The following is an 18212-nucleotide window of genomic DNA, read 5'->3' as shown; positions in this document are numbered from 1 at the left end:
GGGCGGTGCGTACCTACGCACCGCCCCCCGGAGAATCGGATCAGGCCTCCGTACGGCCCCGCATCACCAGCTTCTTCAGCAGCGGCCAGGCCAGCAGCACCACGATCACCGCGTACACGGTCACCGCGAACGGCGTGTTCACCAGCCCCGTGACGCTGCCGTCGCTGATCTGCAGGGAGCGCCTGAGCTGCTGCTCGGCGTTCGGGCCGAGGATGACGCCGATGACGGCGGGCAGAACGGGCAGGCCATAACGCCGCATGCCGAACCCGATCAGGCCGATGACCAGGAGGATCACCAGGTCGATGACCTCGCCGCCGACCGCGTACGCGCCGACCGCCGCGAAGAACAGGATCCCGGCGTACAGATACGGCCGCGGGATGCGCAGCAGCTTCGCCCACAGCGGCGCCAGCGGCAGGTTGAGCGCGAGCAGCAGCACCATGCCGACGAAGAGGGAGGCGATCAGGCCCCACACCAGGTCGGGTTCCCGCTCGAACAGCAAGGGCCCCGGCTGGATGCCGTACTGCTGGAAGGCGGCCAGCATGACCGCCGCGACCGCCGTGGTCGGCAGGCCGAGGGTCAGCATCGACACCAGCGTGCCCGCCGCCGAGGCCGACGCCGCAGACTCCGGTCCCGCGACGCCCTCGATGGCGCCCTTGCCGAACTCGTCCTTGTGCTTCGACAGGCGCTTCTCCGTGACGTACGACAGGAAGGTGGGGATCTCGGCGCCGCCCGCAGGAATCGCGCCGAACGGGAACCCGATGAACGGGCCGCGCAGCCACGACTTCCAGGTCCGGTTCACATCGGCGCGGCCCAGCCACGGCCGGCCCACCGGGATCGGCTCGCCCGGGCTGCGCCGCAGATGCGCCGCCACCCACAGGGCCTCGCCGATCGCGAACAGGCCGACCGCCACGATCACCACGTCGACGCCGTCGGCGAGTTGCAGGGAACCGAAGGTCAGGCGCTGCTGCCCGGTCATCTGGTCCAGGCCCACCAGGCCGATCGTCAGACCGATCAGCAGGGACGCCAGGCCCCGGATCCGAGACGAACCCAGCACCGACGTCACCGCGATGAACGCCAGCACCATGATGGCGAAGTAGTCCGGCGCGCCGATGTCCACCGCCAGGTCGGCGACCGTCGGCGCCAGCGCGACCAGCAGGATCGTGCCGATCAGGCCGCCCGCGAAGTGCCCGATGGCGGCGGCCGCGAGCGCCTGTGCGCCGCGCCCCGACTTGGCCATCGGGTTGCCCTCCATGGCCGCGACCACGGCCGCGCTCTCGCCGGGCGTGTTGAGCAGGATCGACGTCGTCGAGCCGCCGAACATGGCGCCGTAGTAGATGCCCGCGAACATGATGAACGCTGCGATCGGATCGAGCCCGTAGGTCACCGGCAGCAGCAGCGCGACCGCCATCGCGGGTCCGATGCCGGGCAGCACGCCGATCGCGGTGCCGAGCAGCACACCGAGGGCGGCCCACAGCAGGTTGACCGGGGTCAGAGCCGTACCGAAGCCGTCCATGAGGGAGTTGAGGGCGTCCATGTCACAGCACTCCCATCAGCGGACCGCCGGGCAGCGGCACTCCGAGCAGGTTGTTGAAGACGGCGTAGGTGACGAGGGAGAGGACGGACGCGATGAGCGGGTCCCGGTCGACGCTGCGGCTGCCGAGCGCGAAGGCGGCTCCCCAGAACAGCAGGGCGCCCGCGATGGGGAAGCCGAGGGGCTCGATGAGGACGGCCGTGCCGAGGAAGACCCCGGCGAGCAGCAGCACCGTACGCCAGTCGGCCGGTTCGGACAGGTCGACGTCCTCGCCCGTCTCGGCCTGGCCGCGGCCGCCGCGCAGGACGTCGACGGCGAGCAGGGCGGCGATGACGAGCAGCCCGATGCCGACCACGATCGGCACGGTCTTCGGTCCGACCGGACCGCGCTGGGTGATGTCGACGTCCATCGTGAGTGCGTCGGTCAGGACCAGCACGCCGAGCGCCAGCAGCAGGACGCACACGCCGAGTTCGGAGTGCTCGCGCAGCCAGGAGCGGCGGTCGGCCGAAGGCGCGGGGGATATGTCGGTGGTCTGCGTCATCACAGTCCCAGCTCCTTCAGCACCGAAACCACGCGCTTGTCCTGGGCGTCCAGGAACGCGCCGAACTTCTCGCCGGTGAGGAACGCGTCGTCCCAGCCGTTCTGCTTCAAGGACTGCTGCCACTCGGGCGAGTCGTGCAGTTCCTCGATCAGCCGGGTGAGCTTGTCGCGCTCGGCCTGGGACAGACCGGGCGGGGCGACTATGCCGCGCCAGTTGGTGAAGTCCACGTTGTAGCCGGACTCCTTCAGCGTGGGCGCGTCGAGCTCGTCGACCCGCTCCGGGCCGGTGACCGCGAGCACCCGCAGCTCGCCCGCCTTGATCTGGTCGAGGTATTCGCCCACGCCGGACACGCCGAAGGCGACCTTGCTGCCGAGGATGGAGGCGAGCAGCTCGCCGCCTCCGTCGAAGGGGATGTAGTTGACCTGCTTCGGGGCGATCCCGGCGGCCTGGGCCATCAGCATCGGCGCGAGGTGGTCCGGCCCGCCGGGGGAGGAGCCACCGCCCACCGGCAGCTTGCCGGGATCCTTCTTCCAGGCGTCGATCAGGTCGTCGATGCTCTTGTACGGGGAGTCCTTGGCGACCACGACGACGTCCTGCTCCTCGGTGAGCCGGGCGATCGGGGTGGTGTTCGCGAGCGTCTTCGGCGCGTCGTTGGAGCGGACGGCGCCCACGACGCCGAGGCCCATGGACATGGCGAGCTTGCCGTTGCCGTGCTCGCTCACCAGCCGGCTCAGCCCGACCGTGCCGCCGGCGCCGGGCAGGTTGAACACCTCGATGTTGTGGGTGAGGCCGGCGTCCTCGGCGTTCTTGGCGGCGGTACGGGCCGTGATGTCGTAGCCGCCTCCGGGTGTGTTGGGGACCATGAAGCGCAGGCCGGGGATCTGTGTGCCGGTGTCGGCGCCGCTGCCGCTCGTGAGCAGCGGAGGTCCCACGAGCACGAGCACGGCGGCCCCGAACAGGGCGAGGGGAGTGCGCAGGCGCACGAGTGCCACCACCTGTCGGTACGTCGATGAAGGTACGGGGAGGCCCTGTGGGGGAGGGTGATGTGGGCCACATGTTGCCCGCACGTTAACGATCTGTCCCGCTTGCGGAAGCAACGGAGGTTGTGGTCTTTGTGACCACCGGCCGCGAGGTACGTACCTCATGGGCTGCCGCACATCTCTTTCCCCGGCCGCAGGCGGGCGCCATGATGGCGGCCGTGATCGCCACTTTCCGTCGTCAGACCCTCGCCGGCGAGATGCTGCTGCTCCAGCTCGCCATCGTCGTGGTGGTGCTGGCTGCGGTCGCCGCGGTCTCCCTCGCCCAGTCGGAGGCGACCTTCAACCGCGTCGAGGGCCGCCGGGTCGCCGCGCTGGCCGAGCAACTGGCTGCCAACCCCCTGGTGCGCAGCCAGCTCACGCGGCCCGCGCCGAAGGAGGCGCTGGCCCCGCTGGTGAACTCCATGCAGACGCAGTCCGGGGTCACCTCGGTGACGGTCGCCGACGCCGACGGCCGGATCGTCAGCTCCACTGACCCGACGGCGATCGGCGGCCTGCTGCCTTTCGGCGAGGGCGCGGTGAAGGGCCGGGGCTGGTCCGGCTCGCTGCGGCTGGACGGCAGCCGTGAACTCGTCGCTCAGGTACCCGTCCTCGGCGCGAGGCAGGAGAACCTCGGGCGGCACCTGGGCACGGTGATGATCGGCGAGGCCGACCCGACGGTGTGGCAGCGCCTCAGCGGCGCCTCCTCGTACCTGCTCGCCTACCTGGGCATCGCCAGCGGACTCGGTGTGGCCGGCTCCTGGCTGCTGGCCCGGCGGGTCAAGCGGCAGACCCTCGGCCTGGAACCGCGCGAGATCGCGGGACTGGCCGAGCACCGCGAGGCGATGCTGTACGGCATCGCCGAAGGCGTGATCGCCCTGGACCCGCAGCACCGGCTCACCCTGGCCAACGAGATGGGCCGGCGCCTGCTCGACCTGCCCGAGGACTGCGTGGGCCTGAGCCTCGCCGAACTCGGCATCGAGGGACGGCTGCGGGACGTGCTGGCCGGCGACCGGGACGGCACGGCCGGCCGACGCGACGAGGTCGTCGTCCGGCACGGTCGGGTGCTGGTGATGAACCGGATGACGGTCGCCAAGGACGGCCGCCCCCTCGGCAGCGTCACCACCCTGCGGGACCGCACCGAACTGGCCCGGCTGGAGCGGGAGATCGGCTCCTTCCGCAGCTCCACCGAACTGCTGCGCGCCCAGGCCCACGAGTTCGCCAACCAACTGCACACCATCTCCGGACTGATCCAGATCGGCGAGCAGGACGAGGTCGTGCGCTACATCCGCGCGCTCAACCAGCGCCGCCAGTCCCTGGACGTCTCCCTCAGCCGCCGGGTCCGTGACACCGCCGTCGCCGCCCTGCTGATGGCGAAGGCCTCCCTGGCCGCCGAACGCAAGGTCCGCCTGCGGATCTCGGACCGCACCGCGCTCGACCGGCTCACCCCGGAGGACGCCGCCGACGTGGCGACCGTGGTGGGGAACCTCGTCGACAACGCGGTGGACGCGGCTGCCGCGGGGGAGGCCGATGAGGGGGAGGCGTGGGTCGAGGTCGAACTGCGCCAGGACGCCTCCAGCGTGGAGATCGTGGTCCGCGACTCCGGCCCCGGCGTCGCACCCGAAGTCGCCCGGGAGGTCTTCTCGCACGGCTTCACCACCAAGGCCGCCCAGGAGGGCGAGCGCGGCATCGGCCTGGCGCTGACGCGGCTGGTCTGCGAGCGTCACGGTGGTGAGATCTCGGTGACCAACACCCCGGAGGGGGCCATGTTCACCGCACGCATGACCGTCAGCCACCTCACCGACGCGGTGGCGGAAGGAGCGCCACGATGACCGCTGTGTCCCGTACGTCGGGTGCTGCCGACGCGATCGACGTGCTCGTGGTCGACGACGACTTCATGGTGGCCAGAGTCCACCGCACGTTCGTCGAACGCGTCGAGCCGTTCCGGGTCGTCGGCGTCGCCCACACCGGCGAGCAGGCGGCCCACGCCGTCGACGCACTGCGCCCCGACCTCGTCCTGCTCGACCTCTATCTGCCGGACGTCTTCGGCCTGGACGTCATCCCCCGGCTGCGCGCCGCGGGCCACGACTGCGACGTCATGGTCATCAGCGCCGCCCGGGAGGCGGAAGCGGTGCGCGGCGCCGCCCGCCACGGCGTGGTCGACTACCTCCTCAAACCCTTCGACTTCGAGGACCTGCGCGCCCGCCTGGAGCGTTACGCCGTCCAGCGCGGCCGCCTGCTCACCGCCGTCGTCCGCAGCCAGGCCGACGTGGACCGGGTGCTGGCCGGAGCGGCCGTACCGGCGTCGGCCGCCGGCACGCTGCCCAAGGGCATGAGCGTGGAGACCGCCGAGCTGATCGAACGCACGCTGCGCTCCGCGGAGGGCTCCCTGTCCGCCGCCGAGTGCGCCACCCTGGCCGGCGTCTCCCGCGTCAGCGCCCGCCGCTACCTGGAGCACTTCCACGCGACCGGCAGCGCCGAGGTCTCCTTGCGCTACGGGGTGGCGGGCCGGCCCGAGCGCCGCTACCGGTTCCGCGGGCAGTCGACGGGGCACCGGCCGGGTGACGAGGCTCGCGCCTAGGGCCCTTCTGATGGACCTCCGCGGGAGAAGGAGCGGCGTCCGGTGCGGCGAGTGGGGGCACCGCCCACGCCCTTAAGGCAGTGGGGGAGCGTGCCGGGCGTCGCGACGCCGCGGAGATCCATCAGAAGGGCCCTGGCTGGGCAGTTTCGTTCGAATTACCTGATCGTTGGCCATCTACGTCAGCATCAGCGCCGAAGCCGTCGCGGCGCCCTCGACTGCTCGTCGGCCGTCCGCGTGATGTAGGCGGCCGGCGTGCCGGCCGGCTCGATCAGCCGTGGGTCGTCGGCGGTCCGGTCCAGAGCCTGGCCCAAGGTGAGACAGAAGTCGATGAGCTGCGGGTCGGCGATCTGCTCCCGCTTGCGTGCCATCCACTCTGGGGCGCTCGGGTGAGTGCGCGGCCAGCGGGATCCAGCGATCCGCCCGCGGTGCCGCTCCCGGATCTCCGCCCGCAGCCGCTTGTCGATGTCTGTGACCGCCGCGGCGACATGACCTCCGCACACTCGCGGCCACCGACCTCTGCCCCATACCGGCCGTGGCCGGGACCGTGAGTGCTGCGGCGTATCGCTTGAGTAAATCCCTTTGCTGGAAGTGAGTTGACTATCACTCACTAAACCAAGATACCTAGGCAATCAATTATCTGTGACCAATGTCACATCCCAAGTGGCTCGGTGAATTGCCCATCGACCGCACCTTTGTGCCTCTATTTGATCTTTTCTCCCTGGATATTTTCCGGCTCACCTGATCAGGTGATCAGGAGATACGGAGTCCAGAATGGGCAGACCCTTGCTCCCCTCGCTCCCCTCGGAAGGCGAGGACAGCGACGTTCCGGGTGACAGACGTCGTGATCGCACAGCATTCTTTCCGCAACGCCCCTTGAAGCTGATAGCCGGTGCCGTGGCCGTGCTGCTGGCCGCCGAGGCCGTCACGATCGTGGCGGGATCGGGGCAGGCCGTGGCGTCGCCGTCGCAGACGGCAACCGCCGAGTCACCGCCCCCCTTGGGTCCTGCTGAAGCCAAGGACGAGGCGTCGGCGCAGTTGATGGCCCGATTGCAGGACCGGCGGATCGAGATCCTGGGCGCGCGTACCGAGTCCACGACGAGTTGGGCCAATTCGGATGGGTCAGTCACGGTGGAGTCCTTCACCGGTCCGATTCGGGTGAAGGACGCGGCGGGCAAGTGGCGGCCGGTGGATGTGACGCTGGCCGAGGCGGACGGCGAGATCGTGCCGAAGGCGGCGGCCGTCGACATCGCCTTCTCCGCGGGCGGGAGCGCCGTGCCGCTGGCGCAGGTCAGCCGGGGTGAGAAGACTTTGGGCGTGGCGTGGGACGGCGCTTTGCCCAAGCCGGTCCTGAAGGGCAACTCGGCCACCTACCCGAACGCGGTTCCCGGGGGCGATGTGGTGGTCTCCGCGCTTCCGGAAGGTTTCTCTCACTCGGTGGTGCTGCGGGAACGGCCGAGCGGGCCGGTGGAGTTCCGCCTGCCAATCAAGGCCGAGGGCTTGACTCTCGCGGAGACGGCGGATGAGCGGCTGCGCTGGGAGGACTCCAAAGGCAAGCAGATCGCCGCTGCTCCACCGCCGCTGATGTGGGGGGCCGCTGAGGACGCCAAGTCCCAGGAGCCCGAGCGCACGGCGAAGGTCGGGGCGACGGTGGAGACGGCGGCTGACGGCGACCAGACGCTGGTTCTCAAGCCCAGCGAAACGTTTCTTTCCGACCCGGATGTCACCTATCCGGTGGTCATCGACCCGACCAACACCCTGGCGGGCCCGACCACCGACACCTGGATCCAGTACGACGACTACCCGACGAGCCAGCGCGGGTCCACGGAGCTGAAGGCCGGCACCTACGACGGAGTGCAAAAGGCGCGCTCCTACCTGAAGTTCAGTGCTTCCCAGTACACCGGCAAGAAGATCGTGGACACCGATCTGCGCCTGTACTCCTACTATTCCTCCACCTGCTCCACCTCCGGCTCCGGCGTGCAGGCCCGAAGAGTCACCGCCGACTGGGATCCGTCGGCGATCTCCTGGTCGGCGCAGCCGTCGACCACCACCACAGGTGCGGTGACCTCGACCGCGGCGAAGGGCTACAGCGCCTCCTGTCCGGCGGGCCTGGTGTCGTGGGACGTGGATGCGATCGTGCAGGCGTGGGCGGACGGTCAGCCCAACTACGGCATTCGCCTGGCCGCGGCCGACGAGACCGATGTGCTGACCTGGCGGCGGTACCGGTCGGCGAACTACGTCGACGGCTCCCACAACCCGGACGTCGAGCCGTCGCTGACGGTCACCTACAACTCCTACCCCGCCAAGCCGACTTCCCCGGCGATCTCGCCGAGCGTGGTGAACGCCCACAACGGCAACCGGTACGTCACCTCGCTGACCCCGCAGCTGTCGGCGAAGGTCTCGGATGCGGACGGCGGCACGGTCAAGGCCCAGTTCGAGATCACCCCGGACCCGGCCTACAACGACAGCACCTACAGCTACACCGGCACCACCACGGGCGTGGCCTCCGGCTCCACGGCCACCCTGACGATCCCCTCCGCCAACGCCTTCCCGGCCGGCGCGCATCTGCGCTACCGGGTGCGCGGCTACGACGGGTCGCTGTACGGGGCCTGGACCGGCTACTCCACCTTCGTACTGAACACCGCCAAACCCGCGGCCCCGTCCATCACATGTGACCCCTACACCGGGAACACGTGGACGGCCAAGGCCACCAACGGCGCCCAGTGCACTCTGGACACCAGCTCCACCGACGGCCAGGGCTACCTGTGGGGCCTGAACGACCCCAACACGCCCAACCGGATCGACGACACCACCAACGGAACCGGCGGCGACCCGCTGACCGTCACCGTCACCCCGGCCGACGGCTGGCACACCCTGTACGCCAAGACCGTCGACTCCGGCGGCAACCTGTCCACCACGACGACCGCGTACACCTTCGGTGTCGGTGCCGACGGGGCCGCGATCCTCACCCCGCGGGACGGCGACCGCCCCGCACGCCGAGTGGCCCTGTCGTCCACCGGCAAGAGCAGCTACACCGGTGTGACCTACCAGTACCGCCGAGGCGAGGCCGATTCCTGGCAGAACGTGCCGCTTGGCGACGTCACGAAGAACTCCGACGGCTCCGCCGTGGCTTCCTGGCCGCTGGCCGCGCCCAACGGTGCCCCGCCGGCACTGGTGTGGAACATCACCAACAGCTTCACCGACGACGGCCCGATCGACATCCGGGCCGCGTTCACCGACGGCACCACCACCGGCTATTCGCAGCCGGTGACCGTCACCGTCGACCGCGACGCGGGTACCGCCCCGTCCCAGGAGGTCGGCCCCGGCAGCGTGAACACCCTCACTGGTGACTACACCCTGTCGGCCACGGACGCCTCCGCGTTCGAAATGAGCGTGGCGCGTACGGCATCGTCCCGCCGCTCGGACGCGGGGGCGAAGCAGGAGGGCCAGGCGCCGATCTTCGGCAAGGAGTGGACCTCCGGCACGATCGCAGAGATCACCGAGTCCGACTGGTCCTACATCAAGGAGACTTCGGCCACCTCCGTGGTCCTGGTCGACGTCGACGGGGAGGAGACCGGCTTCACCGCGGCCGGTGGGGGTGGCTGGAAGGCCGAGCCCGGGGCGGACGACCTGGAACTGACCGGCTCACTGACCGGATCGTTCACGGTCAAGGATGTCCACGAGGGCATTACCACCACGTTCGCCAAGGTCGGTGCCGCCGCGACGACCTGGAACGTCTCGTCGACCTATCTGCTGACGAGCAACTCCACCACCAAGGTGGTCTCGGAGACGACGGTGGTGGACGGCAAGACCGTGGCACGCCCGAAGTGGATCATCGCACCGACCTCCGCGGTTTCCACGGCCACTTGCGAGACGACACCCTCGACCAAGGGCTGCCGGATGCTGGAGTTCGTCTACGCGACGGCGACCACGGCCACCGGCTGGACCACCGCGGAGGACTTCGGTGACTTCGCGGGGCAGGTCAAGGAGATCCGTCTGTGGTCCACCGCACCGGGTGCCGCCACCGCCACCTCCAAGGGCGTCTCCGTCTACCGGTACGACGCGGGCGGCAAGCTGCGGCAGCAGTGGAACCCCAACCTGTCGCAGGCCACCCAGACCCAGTACTCCTACGACAGCGCCGGCCGGATCATCTGGCTCCAGGCGCAGGGCGAGCTGGCCTGGAACTTCACCTACGGCACGGCCGGCAACGCCGTCACCGCGGGTGCGGGCATGCTCCTCAAGGCGTCCCGTCCGACACTGACCCCTGGATCGGCGACGCAGACCAACGGCACGGCGGCCACTTCGGTCGTCTATGACGTGCCGCTGACCGGCACGAAGGCGCCGTACTCCATGGCGCAGTCGAATGTCGCCGCGTGGGCGCAGAGCGACGTGCCGACGGACGCCACCGCAGTGTTCCCCTCGGACGCCGTTCCGGCCTCCCACAACGGGGCCGACCTGGCAGCCGGGGACTACACCCGGGCCTCGGTCACCTACACCAACGCCTCCGGGCGTGAGGTCAACTCCGCCACACCCGGCGGGCACATCTCCATGACGGAGTACGACCAGTTCGGCAACACGGTCCGGGAGCTGAGTGCGGGCAACCGGAAGCTGGCTCTGGCCACCTCTGGTGCCGGCCTGGAGCGGCTGACCCGGCTGGGCATCGACGCCCAGTCCACCGCGGACCGGGCCCGGCAGCTTTCCAGTCGCTCGGTGTACAACGCCGACGGGCACCGCCTGCTGGAGGAGTTCGGGCCGCTGCACCTGGGCACGCTCACCCAGGATGTGGCTGCCTTTGGCGAGTCGCAGGCGCTGCCCGCCGGCAGTGAGGTCCCGATGCGCTCGCACACGGTCAACACCTACGACGAGGGCCGCCCCGCCGACGCCCCGGTCCACGACAAGGTCACCACGGTCAAGACCGGCGCCCACATCGAGGGCTACCCGTCCGACGCCGACGTGCGCGCGGCCAAGACCGAGTACGACTGGGCCAAGGGGCTGCCGACCAAGACCATCCAGGACCCGGCAGGACTGGCCATCACGTCCACCACGGCCTACGACACCCAGGGCCGGGTGATCAAGACCACCCAGCCCAAGTCCACCGGAACCGACGCCGGAGCGAGGGTGACGACCTACTGGTCGGCCACCGGCACCGGCACCTGCGCGGGACGCCCGGAATGGGCCGACCTGGTCTGCTCCGTCGGACCGGCCGGTGCCATCACCGGCGGCGGCACCAACCCGACCCAGCTGCCCACCACGGTCACCGAGTACGACCGCTTCGGCGCCACTGCCAAGACCATCGAATCCGCGAACGGAGTCACCCGCACCACCACCATCACCACCGACGCCGCCGGCCGACCCACGACGACGGCCATCACCGGAGGCATCGGTACCGCCGTGGCGGACACCACCACCGCCTACGACACGGCCACCGGCAAGGTCGCCACCGTCACCGCGGGCACCACCACCATCGCCTACGGCTACGACAAGCTCGGCCGCCAGATCTCCTACAACGACGGCACCGGCAACACCACCACCACCGAGTACGACGCCCTCAACCGGCCGACCAAGGTCACCGACTCGGCGCCGTCCACCACCACCTACACCTACAACACCACCACCGAACCCCGCGGCCTGGCCACGTCCATGACGGACTCGGTCGCCGGCACCTTCACCGCCACCTATGACGCCGACGGCTCGGTCACCAAGGAGACCCTGCCCGGCGGCCTCAGCCTCACCGTGGAGGAGGACGAGACGGGCGCCCCCCTCCAGCGGACCTACACCCGAGACAGCGACGGCACCGTCCTGCTGGCCGACACCGTCGGTGAATCCGTCCACGGCCAGGTCGTCACCCACGCCGGAACCACCGGCGCCACCATCGCCCAGGAGTACACCTATGACACCACCGGCCGGCTGACCCGCGTCGACGAAACCGCCGACGACGTCTGCACCCGCCGCGCCTACACCTTCGACAACAACACCAACCGCACGGCCCTGGCCGCCTCCACCGCCCAGCCCGGCCAGGCCTGCACGTCCACCGGCGCCACCACCACGTCCCACAGCTACGACAGCGCCGACCGGCTGATCGCCGGCGGCACCGTCTACGACGCCTTCGGCCGCACCACCGCGCACTCCGACGGAACGGCCATCGGCTATCACGTCAACGACCTGGTGCGGCGCCAGACCGCCGACGGCAAGCGCACCACCTGGGACCTCGACCCGGCAGGCCGCCTGGCCTCCTGGACCACCGAAACCCAGCAGACCGACGGCACCTGGACGCTGACCGCCGCCAAGACCAGCCACTACGGCGCGGACGGCGACAGCCCCGACTGGACCCTGGAGAACAGCACCGCCCGCACCATCACCCGCAACGTCCAGTCCCTCGCGGGCGACCTCGCCGCCATCACCGGCGAGACCGGCGACACCGTCCTGCAACTGACCAACATCCACGGCGACGTGGCTGTCCAACACCCCCTGGACACCACCAAGCCCACGACGGTCCTCGACTACGACGAATACGGCAGCCCCCGTCCAGGCGGCACCCCCGCCCGCTACGGCTGGCTCGGCGGCAAACAACGCCCCGCCTCACCGGCCACGGCACTCGTTCTCATGGGCGTCCGGCTCTACGACCCGAGAATCGGCCGCTTCCTGTCCGTGGACCCCATCCACGGCGGCAACGCCAACGCCTATGAGTACGTCCACGGCGACCCCTTGAACAAGTTCGACCTCGACGGCAAGCACTGGTTCTCCAGAGCGTGGAAGAAGGTGAAGCGGTGGGGCCGGAGCGCCGGAAGCAGCATCTGGCGCAATAGAGGAAGGATCGCGAGTGGCGCTGCGATAGGGGCGTGTTTCTTCGCCTGGTATGTTTGCGCAGGTGCGTCCGTGGCGTCGTACGTGATCAACGAATACCAGAAGCCGCGTAGGCAGCGATGGAGCAGGCGCGGAATCGCCTTCAATCTGATCACGATAGGAATCGGCGCGAAAGTGGGTTTCTTGACCAGAAGATACCCCTGGAGGACCCGCTGGGGCGGATACGCGTTCAACGGGTACTACAATGTGCCATCCACTGCCTGCTGGATCTCACAGAGGTGCCCATGAGCCGGAATATCCCGGAGGGGCGTGCATTTCGACGCCGCGGATGGAATCTCGTGGGGGTATGTGTGTGCATTGCATACACGATGATCGCCGCGTCCGGAATTTTTTTCGCGGATAGTGGCCGGCCGAGTGTCACGCAGCGCACCGTCTGTACGGTGGCCGCGCTGGCCGGCGTCGCGCTCTCGGTCCGTGTGGCACGTCTGGCCATTATCGTGAAGCCGGATCACCTGCTGGTTCGAAATATCTTTCGGACCTATAAGGTGCCCTGGGAGCAGATCACCTCGATCGATCCGCCGAAGCGGTACGGAGCCACGCGTAAGACGGGAATCGTCATCAGCCGGACGGATGGCTCGGCGCTGTCCGCTACGGCATACGTAAGAGGCCCACACAACCGGGAGCAATTTGCCGAATCCGTTGCGAATGATCTTCAACGGATCGCAGCCGGTGCTGTAGGCAGGTAGCGGCAGAAGGCCGTTGGCCCCCCTCTTCGGAGGGGGGCCAACGGAACATCACCCAAGGCTGCTGCTCACGTATTGATTGGCGTGCTGCTTCTGGCAGCCGGCGGAGGATTTTCGCTCCTGCTCGGCGGAGGATGGCTGGGTCAAGCCTTTCTCGCCCTGTCCATGGGTGCGACGGGAGCAGACGTCGGAGGCCGTGTTCAGCAGCGGCGACGACAGTCGTGGAATCCGGCCGATGAGGTGGACGGAATCGCGATCCGCAATCCGCTGCGAACGCCTCGATGTTGCAGGAAGGTAGAAGGCCAGTGGATGGCGAACCGGACGGCAAGAAAGCCGAACGTCTCTCCCGGATAAAGAAAATGCGTCGTGCGGAGCGCAGGCGTGAGCATGCTGTCAGAGTTGTGGTGATTGCGGTCTCCTTGGCGGTCGCTCTCGCGGTGACCGGTGCGTTCTGTTTCCTGTTCGCGGCGAAGAAGGAAGAGCAGAGGAACAGAAAGGGTTTGATGACGGGTGAGCAGACGTGGGAAGCGTTGAGCCGGAATCACGTCTCCGAGTCCGTCGATTATCCGATGGCCCCTCCTTCCGGAGGCGACCACGATCCGTCCTGGGCCAACTGCAACGGAGAGGTCCACAGCGAGGAAATACGGAACGAGAACGCGGTCCACTCGCTGGAGCACGGCGCGGTCTGGGTCACCTACAACGACAAGGCCGCCGACGCCGACATCAGGGCCCTGGCCGATCGCGTCTCCAAGACGCCGTACACCTTCATGAGCCCGTACAAGAAGCAGTCATCACCGATCACCCTGACCGCCTGGGGGCATCAACTGTCGGTGGGGGAAGCGTCGGACCCACGCGTCGCGCAGTTTTTCACCAAGTACGTGCAGGGCGAGCAGACCCCTGAGCCGGGTGCTCCCTGCACGGGCTCATAGCGATATCAGTCAGGAGAATGAGCACACCATGTGGCGTCTTTCAGGCCTGCTCCTCGCCTCTACGGTCCTGTTGGCCGGATGCAGCACATCGGACTCCCCGGATGAACGCGACGAGAGAAGTCACCGGCCGCTGTCGGTGCCGACCGTGTCCGTCTCCCGGCAGCCGGTGCCTGCCGCAGCCACAACGGATACGGTACTGCCCACCGTGTCCGGGGAGTTCGGCCGGAAGCCGAAGATCACCATCCCGAAGGCGAAACCCAGCGGGAAGTTCGTCGTCGCCACCGCGCTGGCAGGGCACGGCCCCAAGGCTCGCAGGAACGACGTCGTGATCGTCCACTACACCGCCAAGACCTGGCAGCGCGGCACAGCGCTGCCCGGCACCTACGTCAAGGGCGGCACACCCAGTGCCTTCCCTGTCGGCCAGGGCGCCGTGCTGCCGGCGCTGGACCAGGCCGTCGAGGGGCAACAGGCCGGCAGCCGCGTGCTGGTGGTAGCCCCGCCGACCGCCGCCTACGGTGAGGCGGGCAACGCTCGGCTGGGTGTCCGGGGCACCGACACCGTCGTGTTCGCCATCGACATCGTGCGGGTCGTCGCCGCCGACTCCACGGTCCAGGGACATCAGCGATCTGTGTCTGATGGGCTGCCGCAGGTGCGGGCCGCCCGCTCGGCCGCAACCATCGCCGTGCCGGACACCGCCCCACCCAGTGCCCTGGTCTCCCGGACGCTGGTGGAAGGCTCCGGCACCGAGGTCAAGGCCGGTCAGACGATCGTGATCCGACGCGCCGGCGCGGTATGGGCCGCCAACCGCGGAAAGGACCAGGCCACCCTCTTCGATTCGTCCTGGTCTCATGGCCCGTCCGCCGTCGTCATCGGCCGCGGCAATCTCATCGAGGGAGTCGACCGCGCCCTGGTCGGCGCCAGAGCGGGCAGCAGAATGCTCGTTGTGATCCCTCCGCGGCTGGCCTACGGAGCCACAGCCCAGAAGGGCATCCCGGCCAGTTCCACCATCGTCTTCGTCGTCGACGTACTGGCAGCACCCCAGTAGCCGGGGCTCCGCCTCCCGGCTACTGGGGTGCTGCCCCGGACGAGGCTTCCGAGGCGGCCGAGCAGCTGGTCGCCGCTGGCACACGCGCTGTCTCTCCGGTGCGGGGCCCAGTTCTCAAGGCAGCAGCCGTCGCTCCTTGGCGACCGCCACCGCCCCGGCCCGCGTGTCCACCCCCAACTTGCCGTAGATCCGCCCCAGGTGGGTCTTGACCGTCGCCTCGCTGATGAACAGGGCCCGGGCGATCTCCCGGTTGCCCAGGCCGCGGGCGAGCTGCCCGAGGATCTCGCGCTCGCGCGCGGACAGGGTGGGGGCCGGGCTGCGCAGCCGGGTCAGCAGGCGGTCGGCCACGGGGGCGGACAGCGCGGTGCGGCCGGACGCGGCGTTGTGGATCGCGGTGAACAGTTCCTCGGGGCGTTCGGCCTTGAGCAGATAGCCGGTGGCGCCCGCCTCGATGGCGCGGGTGATGTCGGCGTCGGTGTCGAACATGGTGAGCACGAGCACCCGGGGACCCGCCGCGTCGCCGGAGGTCAGGCGCCGGGTGGCCGTCACGCCGTCCATGCCGTCGTCGAGCTGGAGATCCATCAGCACCACGTCGGGGCGGAGACGGGCGGCCAGGGCGAGCGCCTCCTCGCCGCTGCCCGCCTCACCGACGACCTCGATGCCCTCGGCGCTGGACAGCAGGGCGCGCAGCCCGGCGCGGACCACGGCGTGGTCGTCGCACAGCAGCAGCCGGACGGGCGGTGCGGACGCCGACGTACTCATGGGACGGGCTCCTTGTGCGGTGCGGGGACGAAGGATGTGAGCGGGACGGCCGCCGATACGACGGTGCCCTCGCCCGGCGTGGACTCCACGGTGAGCGTGCCGCCCGTCTGCCGGGCCCGGATGCGCATGGCCGGCAGCCCGTGCCCGCGCGCCCGGCCCGGTTCCGACGCGGTCCGTGGGGCCGGGCGGTCCACGTCGAATCCGCGGCCGTTGTCGGCGACGTCCAGCGAGATCTGGTCGTCCAGGCAGGTCAGGGTCACCGCGGCCCGGGTCGCCGCGGCATGCTCGCGCACGTTGGCCAGCGCCCCCTGGGCGATGCGCAGCAGCGTGGCCTCCACCCGTTCCGGCAGCGGGCCCGGATCGCCGTCGAGCCGGAACTCCACGGTCAGACCCGGACCGCTCTCCCGCGCGGCGAGTGCGGCGAGGGCGTCAGGGAGCGACTGCCGGTCGAGGTCGGCGGGTGCCAGGTCGTGGACGAACCGGCGGGCCTCCGTGAGGCTGCGGGAGGTGATCCCGGCCGCTTCGCGGACGTGCTCACGAGCCGCGTCCGGGTCCGTGCTCCAGACGCGCTCGGCGGCCTGGAGCAGCATCCGCTGGCTGGACAGGCCCTGCGCGAGGGTGTCGTGGATCTCCGAGGACAGTCGCTGCCGTTCCGCCAGCACCCCCGCCCGCCGCTCGGTGGCCGCGAGGTCGTGGCGGGTGCGGACCAGGTCCTCGATCAGGACGCGCTGCCGCGCCCCCTGGCGCTGCAGATGGACCAGTACGGCGGTGGCGACCGCGGCGACGGCCGGCGGGGCGACCACCATGTTGGGGTTGACCGTGCCGTCGGCCGACCGCACCTGGGAGGCGACCACCAGCGCGGTGAGCACGACCGCGAGCGGCACCGCCAGCCGCGGCGGCAGCGCGTGCAGACCGGCGAACAACAGGGGCATCGCGCACCACGTGGCGCTCGGTGTCAGGACGAGGAGCACCACCCAGACGGCGGACACCGATCCCAGCCAGATCAGATGGCGCGCAGTGGCCGGCGAGCCGGGGCGGGGCGCCGGGGCCAGGAAGCGCCCGAGGACGTAGAGCAGACAGAAGACGGCGAACAGCGCCACCACCCACCCGGTGCGCGCTCCCCCCTGGTCACGGGTCAGGAAGCGGGCGAACGAGGAGCCGAGCAGCAGGAAGAACGCGACATGTACGACCGTCACCAGCCAGCGCTCGTCCGGATCCGTGTGTTCCATCCTCCGTGTCTAACGCGCCCAAGGCGGCACCGCATCAGCCGATCGGCTGACACGGGAATCAGCCGACACGCCCCCGGACCGCAGCCCGTCGATCGAGCCGGCGGCCCGGCTCGTGCACCAGGCTGGGTCCATGAGCACCAAGAACCTCACCGCCAACCGCGCCGCCCTCGGCCACCGCATCACCTACGCCGTACGCCACCCCGACCGGGTGCCGCGCCATCTGGCCCGCGCCGCCCGGGACATGTGGCTGCGGAGGCGGCACACCGACCACATCTCCTACTACCGCGCCGTGATGCGCTCCGACACCCGCTCCGACCCGGACGCGGCGGTCGGCAGCCGCAACCGTGAGCGCTGGCTGGCCCTCGGGGCGATGCAGTTCGACTACCTCCTCGGGCACGGGCTGCGTCCCGAGCACCGCATGCTGGAGATCGGCTGTGGCAACCTGCGGGGAGGCTGGCGGTTCATCCGGCACCTGGAGCCGGGGCACTACTACGGCATCGACATCTCGCCAGACATCCTCTTCGCCGCGCAGGACACCCTCGTGGGGATGGACCTGCAACAGCGGCTCCCCACGCTCACCCCGGTACGCGACCTGACGCTGCGATTCCTGCCCGAGGCCCACTTCGACGTGGTCCACGCGCACAGCGTCTTCTCCCACTCGCCGCTGCCCGTCATCGAGCAGTGCCTGGCCAACGTGGGCCGGGTGCTCGCACCGGGCGGCTGGTTCGACTTCACCTTCGACCGTACCGAGGGCGAGGAACACCACGTACTCCGGGAGGACTTCTACTACCGCACCGAGACGCTCGTGGCCCTGGCCGAGCGGCACGGCCTGCGGGCCCGCTTCATGGACGACTGGGAGAAACTCCCGCACGGCCAGTCCAAGATCCGCGTCACGCACGGAGACGCCGGCGCGAACTGACCGTCGGCGCCGCCCGAGCCGTGGAGGTTCGGAGGAAGCCTTTCCCCCAGACCTGCTCAGGGGGTTGTCCTTACATTCGGTTGCCACCTAGGGTCGCTCCCTGAGAGCAAGCGCT

13 protein-coding genes are annotated in these 18212 nt (G+C 69.7%); 7 read left to right on the top strand and 6 right to left on the bottom strand.

Translation table 11 applies throughout. The features are described from left to right. Positions 1–40: 40 nt before the first annotated feature. The 3 genes from ABT063_RS21680 to ABT063_RS21670 are packed head-to-tail and all read right to left on the bottom strand — an operon-like array spanning position 41 to position 3055. On the bottom strand, positions 41–1534 hold the full coding sequence (locus tag ABT063_RS21680) for a tripartite tricarboxylate transporter permease (RefSeq protein ID WP_351059000.1): 1494 nt from the start codon (positions 1532–1534) through the stop codon (positions 41–43). Between the two features lies 1 nt (position 1535). Next, on the bottom strand, positions 1536–2072 hold the full coding sequence (locus ABT063_RS21675; protein WP_351058999.1) for a tripartite tricarboxylate transporter TctB family protein: 537 nt from the start codon (positions 2070–2072) through the stop codon (positions 1536–1538). After that, positions 2072–3055: a Bug family tripartite tricarboxylate transporter substrate binding protein gene (locus tag ABT063_RS21670; protein ID WP_351059055.1), complete on the bottom strand. Its 984-nt coding sequence runs from the start codon at positions 3053–3055 to the stop codon at positions 2072–2074. The genes ABT063_RS21675 and ABT063_RS21670 overlap by 1 nt, the downstream gene beginning before the upstream one ends. 206 nt (positions 3056–3261) lie before the next feature. Here ABT063_RS21670 and ABT063_RS21665 point away from each other — a divergent pair, with 206 nt between their 5' ends. Together ABT063_RS21665 and ABT063_RS21660 are read left to right on the top strand one after the other, a co-directional pair. Beyond that, a complete protein-coding gene (locus ABT063_RS21665) occupies positions 3262–4920 on the top strand; it encodes a sensor histidine kinase (protein WP_502990859.1) in 1659 nt (552 codons plus the stop codon). After that, positions 4917–5669, top strand: a complete 753-nt coding sequence (locus ABT063_RS21660) for a response regulator (protein ID WP_351058997.1) — start codon at positions 4917–4919, stop codon at positions 5667–5669. The genes ABT063_RS21665 and ABT063_RS21660 overlap by 4 nt, the downstream gene beginning before the upstream one ends. A 185-nt stretch (positions 5670–5854) precedes the next feature. Here ABT063_RS21660 and ABT063_RS21655 read toward each other — a convergent pair whose 3' ends face one another. Further along, the gene (locus ABT063_RS21655) at positions 5855–6037 is read right to left on the bottom strand and encodes a hypothetical protein (protein WP_351058996.1); all 183 of its coding nucleotides are present in this window, start codon (positions 6035–6037) and stop codon (positions 5855–5857) included. Positions 6038–6542: 505 nt separating this feature from the next. Here ABT063_RS21655 and ABT063_RS21650 point away from each other — a divergent pair. The 4 genes from ABT063_RS21650 (at position 6543) to ABT063_RS21635 (ending at position 15187) form a co-directional block, all read left to right on the top strand. Next, positions 6543–12758 (top strand): DNRLRE domain-containing protein, encoded by a 6216-nt coding sequence (locus ABT063_RS21650; RefSeq protein WP_351058995.1) that lies wholly within the window; start codon positions 6543–6545, stop codon positions 12756–12758. 80 nt (positions 12759–12838) lie between these two features. Next, positions 12839–13216 (top strand): PH domain-containing protein, encoded by a 378-nt coding sequence (locus tag ABT063_RS21645; protein ID WP_351058994.1) that lies wholly within the window; start codon positions 12839–12841, stop codon positions 13214–13216. A gap of 278 nt (positions 13217–13494) precedes the next feature. After that, a complete protein-coding gene (locus ABT063_RS21640; RefSeq protein WP_502990857.1) occupies positions 13495–14142 on the top strand; it encodes a thioredoxin-like domain-containing protein in 648 nt (215 codons plus the stop codon). Between the two features lie 205 nt (positions 14143–14347). Further along, positions 14348–15187 carry an FKBP-type peptidyl-prolyl cis-trans isomerase gene (locus tag ABT063_RS21635; RefSeq protein WP_351058993.1) on the top strand — a complete coding sequence of 280 codons (840 nt, stop codon included), beginning with the start codon at positions 14348–14350 and terminating at the stop codon, positions 15185–15187. Positions 15188–15301: 114 nt separating this feature from the next. Here the strand turns inward: ABT063_RS21635 and ABT063_RS21630 are convergent, their stop codons facing one another. Both ABT063_RS21630 and ABT063_RS21625 read right to left on the bottom strand, forming a co-directional pair. Beyond that, a complete protein-coding gene (locus ABT063_RS21630; protein ID WP_351058992.1) occupies positions 15302–15949 on the bottom strand; it encodes a response regulator in 648 nt (215 codons plus the stop codon). Beyond that, on the bottom strand, positions 15946–17178 hold the full coding sequence (locus ABT063_RS21625) for a sensor histidine kinase (RefSeq protein ID WP_351058991.1): 1233 nt from the start codon (positions 17176–17178) through the stop codon (positions 15946–15948). The genes ABT063_RS21630 and ABT063_RS21625 overlap by 4 nt, the downstream gene beginning before the upstream one ends. Positions 17179–17308: 130 nt before the next feature. Between ABT063_RS21625 and ABT063_RS21620 the strand changes: the two genes are divergently transcribed. After that, a complete protein-coding gene (locus tag ABT063_RS21620) occupies positions 17309–18097 on the top strand; it encodes a class I SAM-dependent methyltransferase (protein ID WP_351058990.1) in 789 nt (262 codons plus the stop codon). The last annotated feature ends 115 nt before the right edge of the window (positions 18098–18212 follow it).

This window comes from Streptomyces sp. NPDC002838, assembly GCF_040295365.1.
Lineage (GTDB): Bacteria > Actinomycetota > Actinomycetes > Streptomycetales > Streptomycetaceae > Streptomyces.
Note: the sequence above shows the minus strand (reverse complement) of the source record. Positions and strands in the feature narration are given on the sequence as shown.

Coding starts and splice junctions, on each gene's coding strand:
- ABT063_RS21660 (WP_351058997.1), top strand. CDS start 4,917: ATGACCGCTGTGTCCCGTACGTCGGGTGCTGCCGACGCGATCGACGTG.
- ABT063_RS21640 (WP_502990857.1), top strand. CDS start 13,495: ATGTTGCAGGAAGGTAGAAGGCCAGTGGATGGCGAACCGGACGGCAAG.
- ABT063_RS21680 (WP_351059000.1), bottom strand. CDS start 1,534: ATGGACGCCCTCAACTCCCTCATGGACGGCTTCGGTACGGCTCTGACC.
- ABT063_RS21620 (WP_351058990.1), top strand. CDS start 17,309: ATGAGCACCAAGAACCTCACCGCCAACCGCGCCGCCCTCGGCCACCGC.
- ABT063_RS21665 (WP_502990859.1), top strand. CDS start 3,262: ATGGCGGCCGTGATCGCCACTTTCCGTCGTCAGACCCTCGCCGGCGAG.
- ABT063_RS21675 (WP_351058999.1), bottom strand. CDS start 2,072: ATGACGCAGACCACCGACATATCCCCCGCGCCTTCGGCCGACCGCCGC.
- ABT063_RS21630 (WP_351058992.1), bottom strand. CDS start 15,949: ATGAGTACGTCGGCGTCCGCACCGCCCGTCCGGCTGCTGCTGTGCGAC.
- ABT063_RS21625 (WP_351058991.1), bottom strand. CDS start 17,178: ATGGAACACACGGATCCGGACGAGCGCTGGCTGGTGACGGTCGTACAT.
- ABT063_RS21655 (WP_351058996.1), bottom strand. CDS start 6,037: ATGGCACGCAAGCGGGAGCAGATCGCCGACCCGCAGCTCATCGACTTC.
- ABT063_RS21645 (WP_351058994.1), top strand. CDS start 12,839: ATGATCGCCGCGTCCGGAATTTTTTTCGCGGATAGTGGCCGGCCGAGT.